Annotated in this window: 21 protein-coding genes; 14 read left to right on the top strand and 7 right to left on the bottom strand. The window is 64.8% G+C overall.

Going from position 1 to position 20,926, the window contains the following annotated elements:
• Window positions 1-372 precede the first annotated feature (372 nt).
• The 8 genes from ABUE31_RS07290 to ABUE31_RS07255 all read left to right on the top strand — a co-directional run bounded on the left by ABUE31_RS07290 (window position 373) and on the right by ABUE31_RS07255 (window position 9,642).
• Window positions 373-1,410: a PstS family phosphate ABC transporter substrate-binding protein gene (locus tag ABUE31_RS07290; RefSeq protein ID WP_367722866.1), complete on the top strand. Its 1,038-nt coding sequence runs from the start codon at window positions 373-375 to the stop codon at window positions 1,408-1,410.
• Between the two features lie 105 nt (window positions 1,411-1,515).
• Window positions 1,516-2,985, top strand: coding sequence for a phosphate ABC transporter permease subunit PstC (gene pstC, locus ABUE31_RS07285; protein WP_367722865.1), 1,470 nt, complete (start codon window positions 1,516-1,518; stop codon window positions 2,983-2,985).
• Entirely contained in the window at window positions 2,982-4,295 is a 1,314-nt protein-coding gene (gene pstA, locus ABUE31_RS07280) for a phosphate ABC transporter permease PstA (protein WP_367722864.1), read from the top strand. Before pstC ends, pstA begins: the two co-directional genes overlap by 4 nt.
• A gap of 14 nt (window positions 4,296-4,309) precedes the next feature.
• Window positions 4,310-5,125, top strand: a complete 816-nt coding sequence (gene pstB / locus ABUE31_RS07275) for a phosphate ABC transporter ATP-binding protein PstB (protein ID WP_367722863.1) — start codon at window positions 4,310-4,312, stop codon at window positions 5,123-5,125.
• 34 nt (window positions 5,126-5,159) lie between these two features.
• Window positions 5,160-5,867, top strand: a complete 708-nt coding sequence (phoU, locus tag ABUE31_RS07270; RefSeq protein ID WP_367722862.1) for a phosphate signaling complex protein PhoU — start codon at window positions 5,160-5,162, stop codon at window positions 5,865-5,867.
• Window positions 5,868-5,894: 27 nt separating this feature from the next.
• Window positions 5,895-6,581, top strand: coding sequence for a phosphate regulon transcriptional regulator PhoB (gene phoB, locus ABUE31_RS07265; RefSeq protein WP_367723579.1), 687 nt, complete (start codon window positions 5,895-5,897; stop codon window positions 6,579-6,581).
• 113 nt (window positions 6,582-6,694) lie between these two features.
• Window positions 6,695-8,014, top strand: coding sequence for a vanadium-dependent haloperoxidase (locus ABUE31_RS07260; protein ID WP_367722861.1), 1,320 nt, complete (start codon window positions 6,695-6,697; stop codon window positions 8,012-8,014).
• A gap of 2 nt (window positions 8,015-8,016) precedes the next feature.
• On the top strand, window positions 8,017-9,642 hold the full coding sequence (locus ABUE31_RS07255; RefSeq protein ID WP_367722860.1) for a CRTAC1 family protein: 1,626 nt from the start codon (window positions 8,017-8,019) through the stop codon (window positions 9,640-9,642).
• Between the two features lie 23 nt (window positions 9,643-9,665).
• On the opposite strand, the gene ABUE31_RS07250 is transcribed toward ABUE31_RS07255, so the two are convergent.
• On the bottom strand, window positions 9,666-10,910 hold the full coding sequence (locus tag ABUE31_RS07250; protein WP_367722859.1) for an ROK family protein: 1,245 nt from the start codon (window positions 10,908-10,910) through the stop codon (window positions 9,666-9,668).
• A gap of 245 nt (window positions 10,911-11,155) precedes the next feature.
• Between ABUE31_RS07250 and ABUE31_RS07245 the strand changes: the two genes are divergently transcribed.
• From ABUE31_RS07245 to ABUE31_RS07230, 4 genes are all read left to right on the top strand, one after another.
• Complete coding sequence (locus tag ABUE31_RS07245) at window positions 11,156-12,202, top strand: substrate-binding domain-containing protein (RefSeq protein ID WP_367722858.1); 1,047 nt, start codon at window positions 11,156-11,158, stop codon at window positions 12,200-12,202.
• 107 nt (window positions 12,203-12,309) lie between these two features.
• A complete protein-coding gene (locus tag ABUE31_RS07240) occupies window positions 12,310-13,713 on the top strand; it encodes a sugar ABC transporter permease (protein WP_367722857.1) in 1,404 nt (467 codons plus the stop codon).
• A gap of 10 nt (window positions 13,714-13,723) precedes the next feature.
• Window positions 13,724-14,506, top strand: a complete 783-nt coding sequence (locus tag ABUE31_RS07235) for an ATP-binding cassette domain-containing protein (protein ID WP_367722856.1) — start codon at window positions 13,724-13,726, stop codon at window positions 14,504-14,506.
• A gap of 127 nt (window positions 14,507-14,633) precedes the next feature.
• Window positions 14,634-16,217, top strand: a complete 1,584-nt coding sequence (locus ABUE31_RS07230; RefSeq protein WP_367722855.1) for a CHASE domain-containing protein — start codon at window positions 14,634-14,636, stop codon at window positions 16,215-16,217.
• Window positions 16,218-16,381: 164 nt separating this feature from the next.
• On the opposite strand, the gene ABUE31_RS07225 is transcribed toward ABUE31_RS07230, so the two are convergent.
• From ABUE31_RS07225 to ABUE31_RS07205, 5 genes are all read right to left on the bottom strand, one after another.
• Window positions 16,382-16,633 carry a YMGG-like glycine zipper-containing protein gene (locus tag ABUE31_RS07225; RefSeq protein ID WP_367722854.1) on the bottom strand — a complete coding sequence of 84 codons (252 nt, stop codon included), beginning with the start codon at window positions 16,631-16,633 and terminating at the stop codon, window positions 16,382-16,384.
• 70 nt (window positions 16,634-16,703) lie between these two features.
• The gene (locus ABUE31_RS07220; protein WP_367722853.1) at window positions 16,704-17,030 is read right to left on the bottom strand and encodes a hypothetical protein; all 327 of its coding nucleotides are present in this window, start codon (window positions 17,028-17,030) and stop codon (window positions 16,704-16,706) included.
• Window positions 17,031-17,198: 168 nt separating this feature from the next.
• Window positions 17,199-18,233, bottom strand: coding sequence for a sensor histidine kinase (locus ABUE31_RS07215; RefSeq protein WP_367722852.1), 1,035 nt, complete (start codon window positions 18,231-18,233; stop codon window positions 17,199-17,201).
• Between the two features lie 165 nt (window positions 18,234-18,398).
• The gene (locus ABUE31_RS07210; protein WP_121583648.1) at window positions 18,399-18,563 is read right to left on the bottom strand and encodes a DUF1328 domain-containing protein; all 165 of its coding nucleotides are present in this window, start codon (window positions 18,561-18,563) and stop codon (window positions 18,399-18,401) included.
• A 102-nt stretch (window positions 18,564-18,665) separates the two neighbouring features.
• Window positions 18,666-19,460: a response regulator gene (locus ABUE31_RS07205; RefSeq protein ID WP_367722851.1), complete on the bottom strand. Its 795-nt coding sequence runs from the start codon at window positions 19,458-19,460 to the stop codon at window positions 18,666-18,668.
• A gap of 233 nt (window positions 19,461-19,693) precedes the next feature.
• On the opposite strand from ABUE31_RS07205, the gene ABUE31_RS07200 reads away from it, so the two are divergent.
• Together ABUE31_RS07200 and ABUE31_RS07195 are read left to right on the top strand one after the other, a co-directional pair.
• Window positions 19,694-19,891 (top strand): NepR family anti-sigma factor, encoded by a 198-nt coding sequence (locus ABUE31_RS07200; protein ID WP_367722850.1) that lies wholly within the window; start codon window positions 19,694-19,696, stop codon window positions 19,889-19,891.
• 4 nt (window positions 19,892-19,895) lie between these two features.
• Window positions 19,896-20,444: a sigma-70 family RNA polymerase sigma factor gene (locus ABUE31_RS07195; protein WP_367722849.1), complete on the top strand. Its 549-nt coding sequence runs from the start codon at window positions 19,896-19,898 to the stop codon at window positions 20,442-20,444.
• 4 nt (window positions 20,445-20,448) lie between these two features.
• Here ABUE31_RS07195 and ABUE31_RS07190 read toward each other — a convergent pair whose 3' ends face one another.
• Complete coding sequence (locus ABUE31_RS07190; RefSeq protein WP_367723577.1) at window positions 20,449-20,838, bottom strand: response regulator; 390 nt, start codon at window positions 20,836-20,838, stop codon at window positions 20,449-20,451.
• Between the last annotated feature and the right edge of the window lie 88 nt (window positions 20,839-20,926).

The raw sequence follows: 20,926 nt of genomic DNA, 5'->3' as shown, positions 1-20,926 counted from the left end.
CACGGACGGGACGAACGGCCGCCGAACACAAGACGATGTCGAATCCCCAACGGGACATCGTTTCGGCGAGGCCCGACCGGGCCACATCCCCCGGTTGGAGGCGCCGTTCCCCGTCCGATTTTTTCCGCACCCATGCAGACAGAAGCGACTTGGGGCCGGGCCTTTGCGCGGCAGTCGCCAAACGGCTGTTTCCATTGGCCTATGGCCCAAGCCGCTCAAACACGGAACCGTCCCGCGCAAAAGCTTAGCCGGCGGCGGCGTTACGGGACCGACATCAAACTGTCATGCAACTGTAATAGTCGGAAGCTAATTGCTCACCGGGCGCTGACGGATCGCGCCCCTCGAACAGGTTTCCGAACAGGAGCAGGCTAGATGAAAAGATCAACCCTTACCGCGACCGCTGCGGCCGTCGCGCTCGTGGCGTCGGCGGGCTATGCCGCCGCGCGAGACCAGGTGCAGGTGGCAGGTTCGTCGACCGTGCTGCCCTATGCCAAGATCGTCGCCGAGACCTTCGGCGAGACGTTCCCGAACTTCAAGACGCCTGTCGTCGAATCGGGCGGCTCCTCGGCCGGCCTGAAGGAGTTCTGCAAGGGCGTCGGCGAAGGCACCATCGACATCGCCAATTCCTCGCGTCCCATCCGCGAGAAGGAAGTCGCGGCTTGCGCCGAAGCCGGCGTGAAGGAAATCCAGGAAGTGCGGTTCGGCTATGACGGCATCGTGTTCGCCACCGACATCGCCGGCCCGGACTGGGCGCTGACCCCGGCCGACGTCTACAAGGCGCTCGCGGCCAAGGTGGTCGTCGACGGCAAGCTCGTCGACAATCCCTACAAGAAGTGGAACGAAGTCAATTCGGCGCTGCCCGATTGGAACATCGTCGCTTACATCCCCGGCGAAAAGCACGGCACCCGCGAGGTCTTCGAAGAGAAGCTGCTGATCGCCGGTTGCGAGGAACTCGGCGGGCCTGACGCCGCCAAGGCTGCCGGCATGGACGAAAAGGCTGCCGCCTCTGCCTGCAAGGCGGTGCGCAAGGACGGCGGCGCGGTCGACATCGACGGCGACTACACCGAGACGCTGGCGCGCATCGACTCGAACAAGACGGGCGTGGGCGTGTTCGGCCTCTCCTTCTACGAAAACAACGCCGACAAGCTGAAGGTCGCGACCGTCGGCGGCATCACGCCGTCCGTCGAGACGATCTCGAAGGGCGAGTACCCGGTGTCCCGTCCGCTCTTCTTCTACGTCAAGAAGGCTCACATCGGCGTGATCCCCGGCCTCAAGGAGTATGTCGAGTTCTTCCTCGACGACCAGATGGTCGGTCCGGAAGGCCCGCTTGCCGAGTATGGTCTCGTTCCTGCGCCGGATGCAGAGCGCGATGCCCAGCGCGAGGCCTTCGAGGGCGGCAAGACGATGTAGTCGCCGACCGGCGAGAACGACGCGGGCGGCACCTCCTGCCGCCCGCGACTTCCAAGGACAACCGGGGTCGCCGCTGACGGCGACCGAGCGGGGCCGGCGAAAAAAATGTCGATACTCTTCGTACTTATTCTCATTCTTGCCATTGGCGTCGTCGGGTTCGTGCTTGGACGCACCCGGGCCAATCGGCAGCAGGCGCATTCTACCGAGAAGCCGCATTCGCGCAGCCACTATCACGGCTGGTGGACCTTTCTCCTGTCCGTGCTTCCGGCCCTGCTCTTTCTCTTCGTCTGGTCGCTTGCCGGTCAGGCGTGGATCGAAAGCACCACCCGCTCCAATCTTCCGGCGCAGACCGAGGGCAGCGCGATCGCCAGCCGCGGGCTTGCCTTCGGCATGGTCAAGGACCTTGCCGCCGGGCTGAAAAGGCTCGAGCAGGCCGGCGGCGAGCGGGAACTTCCGAACACCTTCGAGGAACTGCGGCCCATCCTGGCCGACCGGGGCGTTGCCCTGGCCTCGGAGACGCAGGACTACATGATACCCCTCGCGCAGCAGATGAACGCGATGAAAGCGACGGTCGGTTGGATCGGCGCGATCGGCGCGCTGGCGCTGGCCCTGGCCGGCGCGGCGTATGCCTATGGCGGCATCCGCATCCGCTCTCGCGCGCGCAACAATGTCGAACGGATCGTCCTTTGGATGCTCATGGGCGCCTCGATGATCGCGATCCTGACGACGGTCGGCATCGTCTTCTCCATGCTGTTCGAGACGATCCACTTCTTCCGGTCCGTGCCTCTCCGTGAGTTCTTCTTCGGTACGGTCTGGGATCCGCGCTTCGCGGCCGCCGACGCTGTCGGAACCGAGGGCCAGTTCGGCCTGATCCCGCTGCTTGCCGGGACGCTCTACATCGCATTCGTCGCGATGCTGTTCGCGGTGCCGGTCGGCTTGATGGCGGCAGTCTACATGGCGGAATACGCAACGCCGCGTGTACGATCGACGGTCAAGCCACTGCTGGAAGTCCTCGCCGGCATCCCCACCATCGTCTACGGCTTTTTCGCGCTGGTCACGGTCGGTCCGTTCCTGCGCGACATTTCCACGGCGATCGCAGGGTTCACATTCATTCAGGCGCAGAGCGTTCTCACGGCCGGCATCGTCATGGGCATCATGCTCATTCCGTTCGTTTCCTCGCTATCCGACGACATCATCACCCAGGTTCCGCGCTCCATGCGCGACGGGTCGCTCGGCCTCGGCGCAACCAAGTCGGAAACGATCAAGCGGGTCATCCTGCCGGCGGCGCTGCCGGGCATCGTCGGCGCGCTGCTGCTGACGGCCTCGCGCGCCATCGGCGAGACCATGATCGTCGTGCTGGCCGCCGGCGTTGCGGCGAAGCTGACGATCAATCCGTTCGATGCGATGACGACGATCACGGTCAAGATCGTCAACCAGCTTACCGGCGATCTCGAATTCACGTCGCCGCAGACGCTCGTCGCCTTCGCGCTCGGCATGACGCTGTTCGTGCTGACGCTCGGGATGAACGTCTTTGCCCTCTACATCGTGCGCAAGTACAGGGAGCAGTACGAATGAGCGACGCCGCGATCTTCACCGGGGCCGCGCCCGCGAAAGCCCGGCGCGACATCGGCATCAAGCGGCGCTATGCCGCCGAGCAGCGCTTCCGTCTCTACGGGATCATCGCGATCGGCATCGGCATTTTCTTCCTGCTTGCGCTGATGGTGTCGGTATTCACCAAGGGCTACACGGCGTTCTGGCAGACGTCGATCGATCTGCCGATCACGTTCGACGCCGCCGTCATCGACCCCGACAACGAGCGGGCCAGCGACCCCAACGTCCTGCTGACGGCCAACTATCCCCGTCTCGCCCAGAACGCGCTGGTCGCGAAGCTCGGCATCGATCCCGGAAACCGCGCGCTGGTGAAGCAGGCGGGCGGGATGATATCGGCCGGCTCGCGCACTCAACTGCGCGACATGGTGGTGGCGGATCCGTCGATCATCGGGACAACGCGCAACGTCTGGGTGCTGGCCACCGCGGACGTGGATTCGGCGTTCAAGGGACAGGTCGACCTCAGCGTCGACGAGGCCCGCCGCAAGGTTTCGGACCAGCAGGTCGAATGGATGAACAAGCTTGCCGGCGAGGGCACGATCGCCCAGCGCTGGAATTCCGGCCTGTTCCTGTTCGGCGCGTCGAGCCGGCCCGAGACGGCGGGCATGGGCGTCGCCATCATCGGCTCCATCTACATGATGGTGATCGTGCTTGTCCTGGCGTTGCCGATCGGCGTCGCCGCCTCGATCTACCTCGAGGAATTCGCGCCGAAGAATCGCTTCACCGACCTGGTCGAGGTGAATATCAACAACCTCGCGGCCGTGCCCTCCATCGTGTTCGGCCTGCTCGGCCTGGCGGTGTTCATCAACTTCCTCGACTTTCCGCGGTCGGCCTCGATCGTCGGCGGTCTCGTGCTGACGCTGATGACGCTTCCGACCATCATCATCGCGACCCGCGCATCGCTGCGCGCGGTGCCGCCGTCGATCCGCTCGGCGGCGCTCGGCCTCGGCGCCTCGAAGATGCAGATGGTGTTCCACCACGTCCTGCCTCTGGCGGCGCCGGGCATCCTTACCGGCACCATCATCGGGCTGGCGCAGGCGCTCGGCGAAACCGCGCCGCTGCTGCTGATCGGCATGGTCGCCTTCGTCGCCGACTATCCGACCACGCCGCTCGACCCGGCAACCGCGCTGCCGGTGCAGATCTACATGTGGGCCAACGAGGCCGAGCGTGCATTCGTCGAACGCACCTCGGGCGCGATCATCATCCTGCTGGCGTTCCTGGCAGTCATGAATATCGGGGCGATCGTCCTGCGCCGGCGTTTTGAACGCCGGTGGTAATGGAGTAGAGGGATATGAACATGCTGACCGAAGCAGCGATCGAGAACAGGCTGTCGCCGATGTCGAACGAACGCGCTGTGAAGATGCAGGGCAGGGACGTCACGGTCCACTACGGCGAGAAGCAGGCGCTGTTCGGCATCAGCCTCGACATCCCCGAGAACCAGGTCACGGCCCTGATCGGTCCGTCCGGCTGCGGCAAGTCGACCTTCCTGCGCTGCCTGAACCGCATGAACGACACGATCGACGTCGCCAGGATCGGCGGCAAGATCACGCTCGACGGGCAGGACATCTACGACAAGGCGATCGATGTGGTCGAGTTGCGCGCCCGCGTCGGCATGGTGTTCCAGAAGCCGAATCCGTTTCCGAAGTCCATCTACGAGAACGTCGCCTATGGCCCGCGCATCCACGGACTGACGCGCAACAAGACCGAACTCGACGGCATCGTCGAGGAAAGCCTGAAGAAGGCGGCGCTGTGGAACGAGGTCAAGGACCGGCTCCACGAATCCGGCACCGGGCTGTCGGGCGGCCAGCAGCAGCGCCTGTGCATCGCCCGCACGATCGCGGTGTCGCCGGAGGTCATCCTCATGGACGAGCCCTGCTCGGCGCTCGATCCGATCGCGACCGCCAAGGTCGAGGAGTTGATGGACGAGCTGAAGCAGAACTACACGATCGTCATCGTCACCCATTCGATGCAGCAGGCCGCGCGCGTCTCGCAGCGGACCGCCTTCTTCCATCTCGGCGTGCTGGTCGAGGAAGGACCGACGGACACGATCTTCACGAGCCCGCACGACAAGCGAACGCAGGACTACATCACCGGCCGCTTCGGCTGAGCCGCCTGACCAGGTAACCGAAAGGCTCTCAACGATGGGCGAACATACCGTCACTTCCTTCGACGACGACCTGAACCACATCCAGCAGCTCATTCGCGACATGAGCGAACTGGCGGGCTCGATGGTCGGCGCGGCGATCCGCGCGCTCGTGACCTCGGACAATGCGCTTGCGCAGCGGGTCGTCTCCGATGACGCCATTATGGACGCACGCCAGCGCGAACTCGACGATCGTTCGATCGCGCTGATCGCCAAGCGCCAGCCGATGGCGCAGGACCTGCGCGCCGTCGTCGGCGCCATCCGCATGGCGGGCGACCTCGAACGCATCGGCGATCTTGCCAAGAACATCGCCAAGCGGGTCAGCGCCGTCGGCCACGGCGTCACACCGCGCAATCTTTCGCATGGCATCGAAGGCATGGCAGACCTGGTGCTGCGCCAGGTCCAGAGCGTCATCGAGCTCTATGTGGCTCGCGACGCCGACGGGCTGAGGACGCTGCGCACGGACGACGAGAAGATCGACGCCCGCTACACGGCGGTGTTCCGCGAACTCCTGACCTACATGATGGAAGACCCGCGCAACATCACGGCCTGCACGCATCTCCTGTTCTGCGCCAAGAATCTGGAGCGCATCGGCGACCATGTGACGAACATCGCCGAGAACGCCTACTATGTGGTGACCGGCGAGCAGTTGCCGGTGAGCCGCCCGAAGCTGGACGAGACCCAGCTCTCGGTGCTGGCCGAATAGCGCGACGACAGGAGGCATCCCAAGGTGATCGCTCCGAAAGTCATGGTGGTCGAGGACGAAGAGCCACTCGGCGTTCTGCTTCGCTACAATCTCGAGGCCGAAGGCTATCAGGTCGAGATCGTGACGCGCGGCGACGAGGCGGAGATCCGGCTGCAGGAGCACGCGCCCGACCTGCTGGTTCTCGACTGGATGATCCCCGGCATTTCCGGCATCGAGCTTTGCCGCCGCCTCAGGATGCGCCCGGAGACGCAGCGCCTGCCGATCATCATGCTGACGGCGCGTGGCGAGGAATCCGACCGGGTGCGCGGCCTCTCGACGGGCGCCGACGACTATCTGGTCAAGCCGTTCTCGACGCCGGAGTTCATGGCCCGGGTTCGGGCGCTGCTGCGTCGCGCGAAGCCGGAGGTGCTGTCCTCCGTGCTCAAGGTCGGCGACATCATGCTCGACCGCGAGGCGCACAGGGTCTACCGCAAGAAGAACGAGATCAAGCTCGGCCCGACCGAATTCCGGCTGCTTGAATTCATGATGCGCCATCCGGGCCGCGTCTTCTCGCGCAGCCAGCTTCTCGACAACGTCTGGGGCGAGACCATCTACATCGACGAACGCACCGTCGACGTTCATGTCGGCCGGCTGCGCAAGGCGGTGAACAACGGCCGGATGCCGGACGTGATCCGCACCATCCGCGGCGCCGGCTACGCCATCCGCGACGACTGATCCGCTCCTCCCGCGACGGTCTGCAGCGCAGCGCCCTTGCCGCGCCAGCATGTCCGGTGCATATTATTCCGAGCGCCGAAAAAAATAGCAGGCGGCGCTTGAGGGAGGAGTCCATGCGTTCATTCGCCCGCATGCTTGCGGCGCTTGCCGTGGCTATGCTGGCCTGGTGCGCGGTGCTGCCTGCCCAGGCGGCGGCGCGCCCGACGTCGCAGGAGATGCTGCGCGACTGGTACTATCTGATGAACGAGTTGGTCCGGCATACCGCGACCTATTCGCCGCCCGTGGCGAGCCGTTCGTTCGGCTATCTCGGCGTCACCGCCTTCGAGGCCGCCGTTGGCGGGTCGGACAGCCTGGTGTCGCTTGTCGGCCAGTTGCAGGGGCACACGTCGGTGCCTCAGCGCGAACCGGGAGCGATCTATGACGAGGCGGTCGTTACCAGCGCGGCCATGTCGGACGCGATCGTCTATTATTTCGGCAATACCGGTCCTACCGGCCAGCGCGCGATCAGGGCCGCGCAGAAGAAATGGCGGTCGATGGTCATCGACGGCGTGCCCGAGGATGTCGTGGCGCGCAGCGAAACCTTCGGCAAGGCGGTGGCCGCCAGCATCCATGAATGGTCGATGGATGACGGTGGCGCGACCGTCACCAACATGGGTTTTCCTGAACAGCTTGACCTGCCTGCCGGCGAGGACAAGTGGGTGCCGACGAGCGCGATCCGCCAGCAGCAACTGCCGCTGTTGCCGGGCTGGGGCAACAACCGCACCTTCGCGACGCCCTCGGGCTCGACCTGCGGCACGCCGGGCAATCCGCCCTACAGCACCGAGCCCGGATCGCAGTTCTACCAGGAGGCGATCGAGGTCTACGAGACCGCAAAGAGCGCCACGCCTGAACAGATCGCCATTGCCCGCTTCTGGTCGGACGACCCGATGCTGTCGATGACCCCGCCGGGCCACTGGATATCGATCGCGCTGCAGGTCGCGGAGCAGGCCGATCTTTCGCTCGACGACACTGTCGACCTGCTGGCGCGCATGGGAGTCGCGATGTCGGACGCGTTTGTCGGCTGCTGGCATGACAAATATGCCTTCAACCTCATACGCCCGGTCACCTACATCAAGAAGGTCGTCGACCCCAAGTGGGAGCCGATCCTGAACACGCCGCCCTTTCCAGAGTATCCGAGCGGCCACAGCACCGTCTCCGGCGCCATGGACGCCGTGCTGACCGCGTTTTTCGGCGACAACTACGCATTCGAGGACAAGACCGGCTCGCCCGACGGACGCAACCCGCGCAGCTTCAAGAGTTTCCGCGCGGCCGCCGACGAGGCCGGCATCTCGAGGATGTACGGCGGCATCCACTTCCGCTCCGCCATCGTGGACGGCCTCGAGCAGGGCCGCTGCATTGGCGGCTATACCAACAAGCTGAGGACGAGGAGATGACGATGCGCCTCGGATTGTGCGGGTTTGCCGTCGTGCTGGCGTGGGCAGGGATGTCGGCCGCGCGTGCCGAGGAGCCGTTGCCCGGCGCCCCCGCTCCCGTCGTCCCGAGCTTCGTCGAGGAGACGGCCAGCGCCGGAATCGACAATGTCTACAAGGGCGAGTGGGAATATATGGTGGGCGGCGGGGCGGCGTCCTTCGATTGCAACAGTGACGGCTATCCGGACCTGTTGCTTGCCGGCGGCGAGCAGCCCGCCCGTTTCTATCGCAATGCGAGCAAGCGCGGCGGCGTGCTTGCGTTCACGGTAGAACCAAGCGGCCTCGAACTGGACAAGGTCAGCGGCGCCTACCCGCTCGATGTCGATGGCGACGGCATCACCGACATCGTCCTGCTGAGGGTTGGCGAGAATGTCGTGATGCGCGGTCTTGGCGGCTGCAAGTTCGAGCGCGCCAACGAAGCCTGGAGTTTTGCCGGCGGCGATGCGTGGTGGACGTCGCTCTCCGCGACCTGGGAGAAGGGGGCCGGTTGGCCGACCATCGCGGTCGGCAGCTACATCGACCGGCGCGAGGAAATCTCCCCCTGGGGTTCGTGCACCGACAACTGGCTGCTTCGTCCCGCCGCCGGGGCGCGGGGCTTTGACGCGCCCATCGCTCTGAAGCCGAGCTTCTGTCCTCTGTCGATCCTGTTCACGGACTGGAACCGTTCGGGCACGCCATCGCTGCGCGTCTCCAACGACCGCGAATATTACGAGGGCGGCCAGGAGCAGATGTGGAAGGTCGAGCCGGGCAAGCTGCCGGCGCTCTATACCGCGGACGAGGGCTGGAAATATCTGCGCATCTGGGGAATGGGGATCGCCAGCTACGACCTCGATTTCGACGGATATCCGGAATATTTCCTGACCAGCATGGCGGACAACAAGCTGCAGACGCTTGCCGTAGTTCCCAAGGACGGATCGTCGCCCAAGCCGGCCTATGCCGATGTCGCCTATCCCAGCAACGTCACAGCGCACCGGCCGTATTTCGGCGACGATCTGAAGCCGAGCACTGCCTGGCATACGCAGTTCGAAGACGTGAACAATGACGGGCTCGTCGACCTGTTCATCGCCAAGGGCAATGTCTGGGACATGCCGGACTTCGCGATGAAGGACCCGAACAACCTGCTGCTGCAGACAGTCGGCGGCAAGTTCGTGGAGGTCGGCGACAAGGCCGGAGTCGCCAGCGTCGAGCAGAGCCGGGGCGCGGCGCTCGCCGACTTCAACCTGGACGGTCTTGTCGACCTTGTCGTCGTCAATCGCAATTCACCGGCGCAGATCTGGCGCAACACGACGGCGGGCGCGGGCGGCTGGATCGGGGTGAAGCTCGAGCAGGATGCGCCGAACCGCGACGGCGTCGGCGCGTGGATCGAGTTGCGTTGCGAGGGCATGCCGGTCATGCGGCGCGAGGTGACGGTGGGCGGCGGACATGCCGGCGGGCAGGCCGGCTGGTGGCATTTCGGCCTTGGCGTCATCACCTCGGCCGAGGTGCGTGTCCTTTGGCCGGACGGAACCGCCGGCGAATGGCAGCCCGTCGAAGCCGGGCGCTTCTATGTCCTCAGGCGTGGCGAGGCGCCGGTTCCTTTCGACCCTGCCTGACGCCGACGGCGCTCGCACGCCGGTCAGGCCACCGCCTTGCCGCCGCCTTCGGCTGGCGCCGGTCCTGCCGCGAATACCTCCAAATCGACGAAGGCGAGCGCCTGCATGGCGCAGCCTTCCCTCATGAGCGGCAACTCGTCGGGGATGATGTCGAATGGAATGGGGTCGGGGTGCTGTCCGCCGGCGGTCTCGGCGATCGCCTTGCGGATCGAAGGCTCCAGCAGGTCGAAGGTAGCCGCCCCGGCGCCGACGAAGGCCACCGGCGCCGGATCGATCAATGCAAACAGGCTGCCGATGCCATAGCCGATCGCCGTGCCGGCCTTGCGGTAGGCCTCGCGCTCGGGACCGTCGCCGGCGCGCGCGCGCACTGCGACCGCCTGCATGTCGGCGGCGCTGACGCCGTCTTCCGGAAGCGATGCTTCATTCATCCCGACCGCATTGCGCCAGATCGCATAGTCGCCGGCATAGGCCTCGACACAGCCGTGCCGGCCGCATCGGCAGAGCGCGCCGTTCGGCTGGTGGATCATGTGGCCGAACTCGCAGCCGGACGATTGCGTGCCGGAGAAGAGTTGCCCTTTCAGGACCAGTCCCATGCCGATGCCGTGCGACAGCAGGATGGCCAGGAAGTTCTCCAGGTAGCGGCTCGGATCGCGCCAGCGGAGTGCGATCGCCATCATGTTGCAGTCGTTCTGGATCGTTGCCGGGATAGAGAATTCGCGCTCGAGAATGTCGGCGAACGGAACGTCCCTGTGCGGCGTTATCGGAGACCACAGCATGACGCGCGCCGCGGCGTCTGTGATGCCCTGGATGGCGAGCACGACGCGCAGCGGGCGCGGTTGTGCGGACGGCCGCCCGCTCATCAGCCGGCGTATCATGGCCGTCAGTTCGGACGTGAGTTCGTCGCGCGTGATGGTCGCCGTCGTCAGTTGGCGGCGGTCTTCCGAGACCAGCGCGCCGGAGTAGTCGATAGCCGCCGCCGAAAGCTCGTTGAGTGTCAGCACCGCGACGATGACGGTCGCGGCCGCCGGATTGAGCTCGAGCGCCACCTGCGGCCGGCCGCGCCTTGCGGCGGCCTGTCCCGCCCCCTTCGTTTCGGTCAGGATGCCTTCGCCGATGAGATCGGCGGAGATCGCGGAGATCGTCGAGTGGCTGAGCCCGGTTGCCGAGGCGATTTCGGTCCGTGACGGCTGGCCGGCCCGGCGAACCGCCGAAATGACCATCGCGCGATTGCGCCGCCGCAGATCGTCATGGCGGATTCCTGCCGACATCGTTCCGCGTTTCCTCCTTCACCGGCTGCGGCCGGCTCGACTAGTGCTGCGTTCCGCCATCTGGGGCTGACAATGATGTCAGGAGCGGCCGGCACCTTCATCTTTGTTTCGCGGCCGGCGATCAAGCGGGCCGGAAACATATTGACAGGGATCGGACCTTGCGTCACTATTTTTTCGAGGCTCGAAAAAAGTCTCGCACACCTGGATCTGGGTTTGTGGCGCCTGCAGGCGCAGGGAGGACAATCATGAGGAAGTTTGCAACCGCCGTTCTGGCGGGCGTTGCGCTGTCGTTTGGTTTGACGGCAGCTGCCACGGCGAAGGACAAGACGATCGCCGTTTCCTGGAAGACCTTCCAGGAAGAGCGCTGGAAGACCGACGAAGCCGCGATCAAGGCGGTCGTCGAAGCGGCCGGCGACAAGTACATTTCAACGGACGCGCAGGGATCCGCGCAGAAGCAGGCGGCCGACATCGAAGGCCTGATCGCGCAGAACGTCGATGTCATTCTCGTCGTCGCCTTCGATTCCGACGCCATCCTGCCGTCGATCGAGAAGATCAACAACGCCGGTATGAAGGCTATCGCCTACGACGTGCAGTTCGAGGATCCGAACGCGCTCTACATCACCTTCGACAACATCGGCGTCGGTCGTCTGATGGCCAAGACGATGCTGGAGAAGGGCAAGCAGGAAGGCAACTTCGCCTTCATCAAGGGCGACAAGGGCGATCCGAACGCCACGTTCCTCTTCCAGGGCATCATGGAAGTCCTGAAGGACAACATCGATGGCGGCAAGATCAAGAACGTCTGCGAGACCTTCACCGACGGCTGGAAGCCCGACGCTGCCCAGAAGAACATGGAGCAGTGCCTGACCGCCAACGACAACGCCATCGACGCGGTCATCTCGGAGAATGACGGCATGGCCGGCGGCGTGGTTGCGGCGCTCGACGCGCAGGGCCTTGCCGGCTCGGTTCCGGTGACAGGCCAGGACGGCGACAAGGCCGCGCTGAACCGCGTCGCGCTCGGGACGCAGCTGGTGTCGGTGTGGAAGGACTCGCGCGTGCTTGGCAAGATGGCCGGCGAGGCTGCCGTCGCTCTCGCAGACGGCACCGCGATGGATGCGCTTCCGGGCGTGGCCAAGTTCTCGGGCGGCGCCAAGGGCGTCGAGATGAACTCGATCCTCATTCCCCCGAACCCGATCACCAAGGACAACCTCGGCGACGTGATCGGCGCCGGCTGGATCTCCAAGGAGGAGGCCTGCGCCGGCGTCGCCGCGGGTTCGGTCGCCGCCTGCAACTGACGCGTTGCCATACGGCCTGATCTAAAACAGAATGGCCGCATCACCCCGCGCGGGTGGTGCGGCCCTTCCAACGAACATGACGTCGAGGGCCGCGGGGAGGCGACGCGATGAGTTCAGTCTCGAGTTCCGACGACGCTCCGGCGCTGGTCGAGGAAGGCCCTGTCGCGCGGTTCTTCCGGGCCACCGAACTCGACACACGAACGCTGGGCATGGTGGCGGCGCTGCTCGTCATCTGGGTCGGCTTCGATGTCTACAGCGGCATGCTGCGCCCCAATGAAGGGCTTTTCGGCGGGTCTTTCCTGACCCCCCGCAACCTCTGGACGCTCTCGGTCCAGACCTCATCCATCGCGGTCATGTCGACCGGCATGGTGCTTCTTATCGTGATGCGCCAGCTCGACCTGTCCGTCGGATCGATGCTGTCGACCATCGCGGTCGCCACGGGCGTCCTCCAGGTGTTCGAACTCGGCCCCTGGCTCGGCGTCGGCCATCCCGCCATCTGGATCATCGCGGTTCTCTTCGCGCTCGTGCTCGGCGCCCTGATCGGCGCGTTCAACGGCGTGCTGACCGCCTATGCGGGCATCCCCGCCTTCATCGTCACCCTCGGCGGGCTGATCGCGTATAGCGGCGTCGCCTGGGCTCTCATCCGCGGCGAAACCGTCGCGCCGATGGACAAGACGTTCAAGCTGATCGGCGGCAACGGACCGCTGGCGTCGATCGGTCCGTTCTGGAGCTGGACGCTTGCCGCCGCAGCGTGCGCGCTGCTGGTGCTGGGGCTCCTCAACGGACGGCGGCAGCGCGGTCGGGTCAATTTCCCGCAGCGGCCGATCTGGGCCGAGGCCTTTCTCGCGGTATGCGGCAGCGCCGCGATCCTCGGCGTGACGGCGATCGTCAACTCCTATGCCTGGGCGCCGAAGATCATCGAGAACTACGCGAAAGAGAACAACATTCCGATCCCGCCTGGGGTCGAGGACCGGACCGGCGACGCCATCTGCATGGCCGGCGACGCGGTCGTGCGCTGCAACGAGGGACTGGTCTTCTACACCGGCTACGCGATCCCGGTGCTGATCGCGCTCGCCGTCGGCTTCGCCATGACCTTCCTCGCCAGCCGCACGTCGTTCGGCCGCTATGTCTATGCAGCCGGCGGCAATCCCGAGGCGGCCGAACTGTCCGGCATCAACACGCGCTGGCTGACGGTCAAGGTGTTCATGCTGATGGGGGTTCTGGTCGCGATTTCCGCGATCATCACTTCTGCCCGCCTCGACGCGGCGACCAACTCGCTCGGCCAGCTCAACGAGCTCTATGTCATCGCCGCGGTGGTCATCGGCGGCACGTCGCTCGCCGGGGGCGTCGGTACGATCTACGGCGCCATGCTGGGCGCGCTGCTCATGCAGTCGCTGCAGTCCGGCATGACGCTGCTGAACTTCGAGTCCGCCTACAAGGACATGGTCGTCGGCGCCGTTCTGGTGACCGCCGTGTTCGTCGACCAGATCTATCGCCGGCGTTTGAAGTGAGGAGGCCGAGATGACAGCGAAGCCCCTGGTGGAGATGCGCAACATCTCCATTGCCTTCGGCGGCATCCGGGCCGTCGACCACGCAAGCCTGGACCTGTTCCCCGGCGAGGTCGTCGGCCTGCTCGGCCACAATGGAGCCGGCAAATCGACGCTAATCAAGATCCTGTCGGGCGCCTACAGGCGCGACAGCGGCGACATCTACATCACCGGCGAAAAGGCCGAGATCAACAATCCGCGCGACGCCAAGAAATACGGGATCGAGACGATCTACCAGACGCTGGCGCTCGCCGACAACGTCGACGCCGCGGCCAACCTGTTTCTGGGACGCGAACTGAAGACGCGCTGGGGCACGCTCGACGACGTCTCCATGGAAGCCGAAGCCCGCAAGGTCATGGGGCGTCTCAATCCGCGCTTCCGGCGCTTCAAGGAGCCGGTCATCAAGCTGTCCGGCGGCCAGAGGCAGTCGGTCGCCATCGCGCGCGCCATCTACTTCAATGCGCGCATCCTGATCATGGACGAGCCGACGGCCGCGCTCGGGCCGCAGGAGACGGCGCAGGTCGGCGAACTGGTCAAGCAGCTGAAGGCGGAAGGCATCGGCATCTTCCTGATCAGCCACGACATCCACGACGTCTTCGATCTGGCCGACCGGGTCTGCGTGATGAAGAACGGTCAGGTTGTCGGAACGGCGCGGACGAGCGACGTCACGCAGGACGAGGTGCTCGGCATGATCATCCTGGGCAAATGCCCGCCCGGCGCCGTGCCGGGGCCCGGCGCGATGCCGATGGCGGCCTGACGGCGGCGGAATTTTCGCGCCAGGCGACGGCTGGCGGTGCACGATCGGTCTGGCGCAAGATTTTTACATTGTGTTGGCGCATTCGAGTGCTGATAAGTGATCCGGACTGAGATTGCCGGATCATCCTGTGAAGAAGCACTACCCCATCGTGGCGTTCGTGGCTGTGGCCATTGCCAGCCTGGCCATGGCCACGTTCGCCTATCTTGCGGCCGACGAGGCCGCCAGGATCAAGTTCGAGGCGGCCGCCGACGACGCGCTCAACCGCATCGAGAGCCGTGTCACGCTTCACCTGGCGCTTCTGCGCGCGACGGACGCCTATTTCATGACGCGGGGCGGCGACGTCGGAGCGGACGAATTCCGCGCCTATTTCGAGGCGCTGGACGTCGAGCACGATTTCGCCGGACTGCGCGGAATTGGCTTTCTCGGCCTGGCCGACGCCGACCGGACGGCGCTTCTGGAACAGGACATCGCAAGGCGACAGGGCGTGCCGAAAAGCGTGTTCCCGCCATCCGATGCGGACATTCGAACGCCCATCATGCTCTACGAACCGCTTGACCGGCCGCAACTCACCGGGATCGGCTATGACATGTACGGCGAGCCGGCGCGGCGAGACGCAATCACGGCGGCGATCGAAACCGGCGAGCCAAGGGCGACAGGCCGGCTGATGCTCGGTCAGCAGGTGAGAGCCGAGTCCTGGCCCGGCTTCATGATCTTCTCGGCGGTGGAACGGCGGCAGGCGGGAGACGACAAGCCGGTCGGCGTCCTTTTCGCGACCTTCAGGACGCCGGACATTTTCGACTCGGTCTTCGACAAGTTCCCGGCGCTGCCGGTCCATGCCGAAGTTTTCGACGGGCCGGCCGAACCGCAAAACAGCATGTTCAGGACGGAGAACGCGCCGCATGGCGATCTTGTCACGACGCGCCAGCTGCTCGTGGCCGGACGGCCGTGGACCATCGAGTTCCACCCGACGGTCGAGTTCACGCGGCCGACCTCGCAGGCGGTTCCGGTGCTGCTCGGACTGTTCGGGCTGCTGCTCGCATTCGCGATTGCGATGCTGCAGCGCTACCAGGCCCGCGCCTACGACGCGATGTCCGAACTGCAGGAGAACGCCGCGAAAAGCCTGCTCGAAAAGGATCTCATGCTTCAGGAGATGAAGCACCGGATCAAGAACTCGATCACCCGCGTGCTCGCGATCGCGCGTCAGACGGCAGCCAACGCGACAGACATCGGCGAGTTCTCGGAGTCGTTCTCCGCGCGCCTGCAGGCAATGGCCGCATCGCAGGACATGCTCACGCGGTCGCGCTGGCAGAAGGCGGAGCTTCGCGAGCTGCTGCGCATCGAGCTGTCGCAGGCCTTCGGCAAGGAACTGCCCGACGGAATGCTGAACGGCCCGAAGGTCCTGCTGTCCGAGACGGCGACGCAGGCGCTCGGCCTCACCTTCCACGAGCTCGCCACCAACGCCTTGAAGTATGGCGAGGTCGGCACGTCACCCGATGCACTGAAGGTGGAGTGGAGGCTGAGGGGCGGCGGCGGGCTGCTCCTCGTCTGGCGCGAAACCGGCACCAATCCTGTCGAAAAGCCCGAGAAGCAGGGCTTCGGTACCAAGCTCATCGATATGAACATCACGCGCGAACTAAGGGGCACGATCCGCCGCGACTTTAGCGATGGCGGGCTCCTCATCGAGATCGAAATTCCGCTGGACGGCAAGTAGCGCGATTCTCGATCGCGTGTGCCCGGCGTCCGGTCGGAGGCCTTACGCTGACGCCTGGCCGGAGCATGTCGAAGCTACTGGAGCCAAGAAAAAGGGGGCTATCCCGCGACAGCAGGATAGCCCCCTTCGCATTCCCGGGCGAATGCCGCCCTGAATTGCTGCTGTTAGCGGCAGCGAGCCTCGTAGATGCGGCCGTAGCGGTCGCGGTAGCGGCACCAGCCGGACCGCGTCGCCTTGCCGAGCAGAACGCCAGACGCTGCGCCGACGACGCCGCCGACGATCGCGCCGCCAGCATCACCGGTGGCCAGTGCGCCGATGCCCGCGCCGGCGAGACCGCCGACCGTCGCATCCTGCTCGGCCGTGGTGCACCCGGCCAACGCCATCATCGCTGCCACCGCAAGAATCGTCTTTCTCATATGAGGCTCCTGGTTTTTGTTCGTCCCGCGCGTCACTTAGCACGCAATTGCGGATTTTGCGCGCCCGATTTCAATGTTGCCTAACGTGGTTTTCGGCGCGAGCCTGCGGCGAAGAGGCAACCATGACTTCCGGCACCTCGATCAGCGCAAACAGCGTCCCATCCGGCTTAACGTCCCACACCAGTTCGGCATCCTCTTCCTCGACCGCCGGGTCGACCTCGACGCACTGTCCGAACACCTGCGGGTGTTTCGTGGTGTACAGGCTGATCGACGGCTGAAGATCGGCTTCGCATTCCTCGACGGTCTCGTAGACGCTCGTGGGCACCGGCATTTCTCCGCAACGGGAAAGGTCATCCGAACAGGCAATGACCAGCAGCAGGGCGGCAATGTGTTCCATGGTGACACCTCATGACGCGAGAAATCGGCCTCCATTCCATCAGAAAACGCGAAGTTGACGCGAAGGTTCCGTTGAGTTTCCCGCCAAACCGCGGTGCGGCGAGCCGGATCGGCCTAGGAACGAGGTCACGCCTGGCCGGTGCTGCAAGTTGTCGAGGACAGCGGTGGTTCAGCCGGGTTCGAAGTTTCCGGAGGGGATGGCGAGCCTGTATTCAAGCACGCCGTCTTCGATGTTCAGCGTCGCGCTACCGCCCAGCGATGCCGGCACGACGCGTTCCAGCGCGACGCTGCCGAAATTCTTCTCGCGCGTCACCTGTCCGACCGGTTGTTCCGGCGAGCCGATCGTCTCGGTCCAGAGCAACAGGAGCGAGGGGTCGCCCGTGGAGGCCCGGGCAACTTTCGCGGAAAGCGATACATGCCCGCCGGGCCTCGAAAGTGCCCCGTAGCTGACCGAGTTCGCGATCAGTTCATGCAGGGCGAGCCCGACATGCAGGGCAGCGTTGGGGTTGAGCCAGGGACGATCGCCTTCGAGGCGGACCGCTGAACCTGGGGTGGCGCTGTATCGTGCCGCCTGCCCGTGGACCAACTCGCCGAGGTCTGCGCCCCGCCAGTTCGACGACGTCACAAGGTCCTGGGAGGACGCCAGCGATTGCAGCCTGTCTCGGAATCGAGAAAGAAAGGCCTCGATCGACGACGCATAGCGCCCGGTCTGCGTGGCGATGCTCTGGATGATCGCGAGCAGGTTGCGCGAGCGGTGGCTGACTTCGCGCAGCAATACGCGAAGCGTCTGCTCCCGGCGCCTTTGCTCGGTGATCTCCACGGCGGTCGTCACGATCCCCTTCACCGTGCCGTCCGGCGCCTTGTCGACGTCGATCCACAGATCGAACCACTGCTCGTGCTGGTCGCCGGCGCCGTTTGGTATGCAGATCTCGAGACGTCCGGATTGGCTGCCCTCGAGCGCGGAGCGTTTCGCCGCCTTCAGTGATCCGGCAGCCTGCGCTGGCAGGAAGTCGTCGTCGGTCAGGCCGACGATACTGTCATTCGACCAGGCGGAAGGAATGTTCTGTGCCCAGGCCACCCGCATATCCGGCGACTGATACAGAACCGAGACCGCTGTGTTGCGAAGGGCGCGCGAAAGACCGAAGGCGATCTCCTTGTCGCCGTTGAGCGCCGCCCTGCCTTTCCCTCCGTTACCCAAGCTCATCACGATATTCCGGACCTGACCCTGTCCCAGGGAGCCTTGATTTGGCGCCGGCGCAAGGCGGCGCTTCGAAAAAGGTCCGCCGGGCAGGCTCCGTTGGAAAGCGCTGCCCGGCGGCGACTGGAAGCCGGTTGAGGGGGGCGGCCTCCAGTGTCTGAAGACGCCGGATCAGGCCCTGCGGAACAGGCCGGCGAGAAGCGAGATCACCAGGAACGCCAGGAAGACGAAGAAGAGGATTTGCGCGATTCCCGCGGAGGTTCCGGCAATGCCGCCGAAGCCCAGAGCACCGGCGATGATGGCGACGACCAGAAAGACAAGAGCCCAGTAAAGCATGGTTTTTCTCCTCGAATTCTTAGGTATCGGAAACGGCGGATACGGCAATTCGTTCCGAAAAGACCATGAAAATGGCCGCCTTGCGGCGGCCATCCCAGATTGTCAGGCGGCCGCGCGGGCCTGTCGGTCGAAGAACAGGGCCTGGCTGATCAGCGCCTTCACCATGTCGGGGTTGAATGGCTTGGTGACCAGGAAGGCGGGTTCCGGACGCTCGCCTGTCAACAGCCTTTCCGGGAAGGCGGTGATGAAGATCACCGGCACCGAAGCCGTGGCAAGGATTTCGTTGACGGCGTCGATGCCTGAGCTGCCGTCGGCCAGCTGTATGTCGGCCAGGATCATCTTGGCGCGCGAGTTCTTGAAGAGGGCGGTCGCTTCGGCGTGCGTCCTCGCCGTGCCGACGACGCGATGGCCCAGGCTCTCGACCATCTGTTCGATGTCCATGGCGATCAGGGGCTCGTCCTCGATGATGAGGATGTCGGTTGCTACCTGATGCGAGATTTCGGCGCTGGCCTCGGCCAGAAGTTCGGCGAATTCCGCTTCGGTGGTGTCGAGTATCTCGGCCGCCTCTTCGTTGGAAAAGCCTTCAACGGCGATCAGCAGGAATGCCTGCCGAGCGCGCGGGGCGAGGGCGGCGAGGTTAGCTGTCGCGCGCTGCTCCCAGGCCGTCGGCGCGGTTTCCGGCGGGATCCTGACGGACACGGTCGTGAACAGCTTCGCAAACAGCTGGTAGAGCGCGATGCGATCCGAGGACGCCTTCGGAAATATGCTGGTGTCGGCGATGATTGCTTCGAGCACGGCCGCGACGAGCGCGTCGCCGCTGTGTTGTGATCCGGAAACCGCCCGCGAGAATCGCCGGAGAAATGGCAGGTGCGGCGCAATGGTTGCGGATAGACTCATAATCGTCCGTCTCCCTCAAATGACGTGATGAATAGTTGAAACCAAACCCAGGCCTAAAATGCCGGCGGCGGAAAAAGGTTCCAAAAAAATGTGAAACCCCTGGAACCAAACCGGAAATGCCGCGTTTATCGGCCCAATGGCAACCGGACCGGAGTGCGGGGACGGGGCGTGGCTTGGCGTTCTACCGATGCGCCCGGCCCGGTTTCGGGGAAAAGAAGGGCGAAATACGGACAATGACGAAAAGAGACATCGCCGCGGACGCCGCGAAGCTCCGCCGGCCGGTCGCGGCCGATCCGCTCGGCCCGAACTCGGAGATTGGCCGCAAACTCAAGCAATATTACGACGAACTGGTGTCCGACGAGGTGCCGGACCGGTTCGCGTCGTTGCTCGCGCAGCTCGAGAGCGCCGAATCGGCGCGGAAGAAGGACTGACTGCATGGCGGTCTCTGCAGCCTTCAAGACCGATCTGCTCGCGGCGATCCCGAGCCTCCGGGCCTTTGCCGTGTCGCTCTCCCAGAACGCCGACAGGGCGGACGACCTGGTACAGGAAACCCTGGTCAAGGCATGGGACAAGCATGCCAGCTTCCAACCCGGCACCAACCTCAAGGCCTGGCTGTTCACCATCCTGCGCAACGAGTTCTATTCGCAGATGCGCAAGCGCGGGCGCGAGGTGCAGGATTCCGAGGGCCTGATGACGGCGCGAATGGCCGTGCACCCGAGCCAGCACGGCCAGCTCGACCTGAAGGATTTCAAGGTCGCGCTGGAGCAGTTGCCCGAAGATCAACGCGAGGCGATCATCCTGATCGGCGCGTCCGGCTTTTCCTACGAAGAGGCGGCCGAGATCTGCGATTGCGCGGTCGGCACGATCAAGAGCCGGGTCAGCCGGGCACGCACCCGGTTGCAGGATATCCTGCAGATTTCGGGCGAAGCGGACTTCGGACCCGACGCGATCGCCTCGCAGGTGATGGGGTCGAGCGCGGCCTGACGGATCAGGCTGCGCCGGCCGGGTCGGCGTCTGACACGGCCGGAACGCGCCCGCAGGCGATTGCCAGGGCCTCGACCAGATCGTTGCCGGCGTAGGGTTTACCCACAAGCGTCACATCCGGAAAACGCATTGCGATTTCCACGTTGTCGGTGTGCCCGGAGGCGAAAACGAAGGGCGTTCCCGCCCCTCTCAGCGTGTCGGCAAAATCAAGCGTCGACGCGCCGTCAACGAAGATGTCGAGGATGGCGGCGTTGAATTCTGCCAGGTCACCCACCTCGTCCAGGGTGCGTGCAGTCGATACATCCGCCGCGCCGTGTTCTCGGCACAGCAGTTCCACATCCATGGCGATGAGGAACTCGTCCTCGAGAAGCAGGATTCTCAAGCCTTCGAGCATGCCGGACAATGGGGCGAATCTCCCTGAAAATCGGCAGTCATGGCCAGTTGCGAAGGCCATGTCATTAAAAAAAGACAATGGCGCCGAT

This window comes from Mesorhizobium marinum (assembly GCF_040813675.1).
GTDB classification, from domain to species: domain Bacteria; phylum Pseudomonadota; class Alphaproteobacteria; order Rhizobiales; family Rhizobiaceae; genus Mesorhizobium_K; species Mesorhizobium_K marinum.
This window is presented reverse-complemented; position numbering and strand designations above follow the sequence as displayed.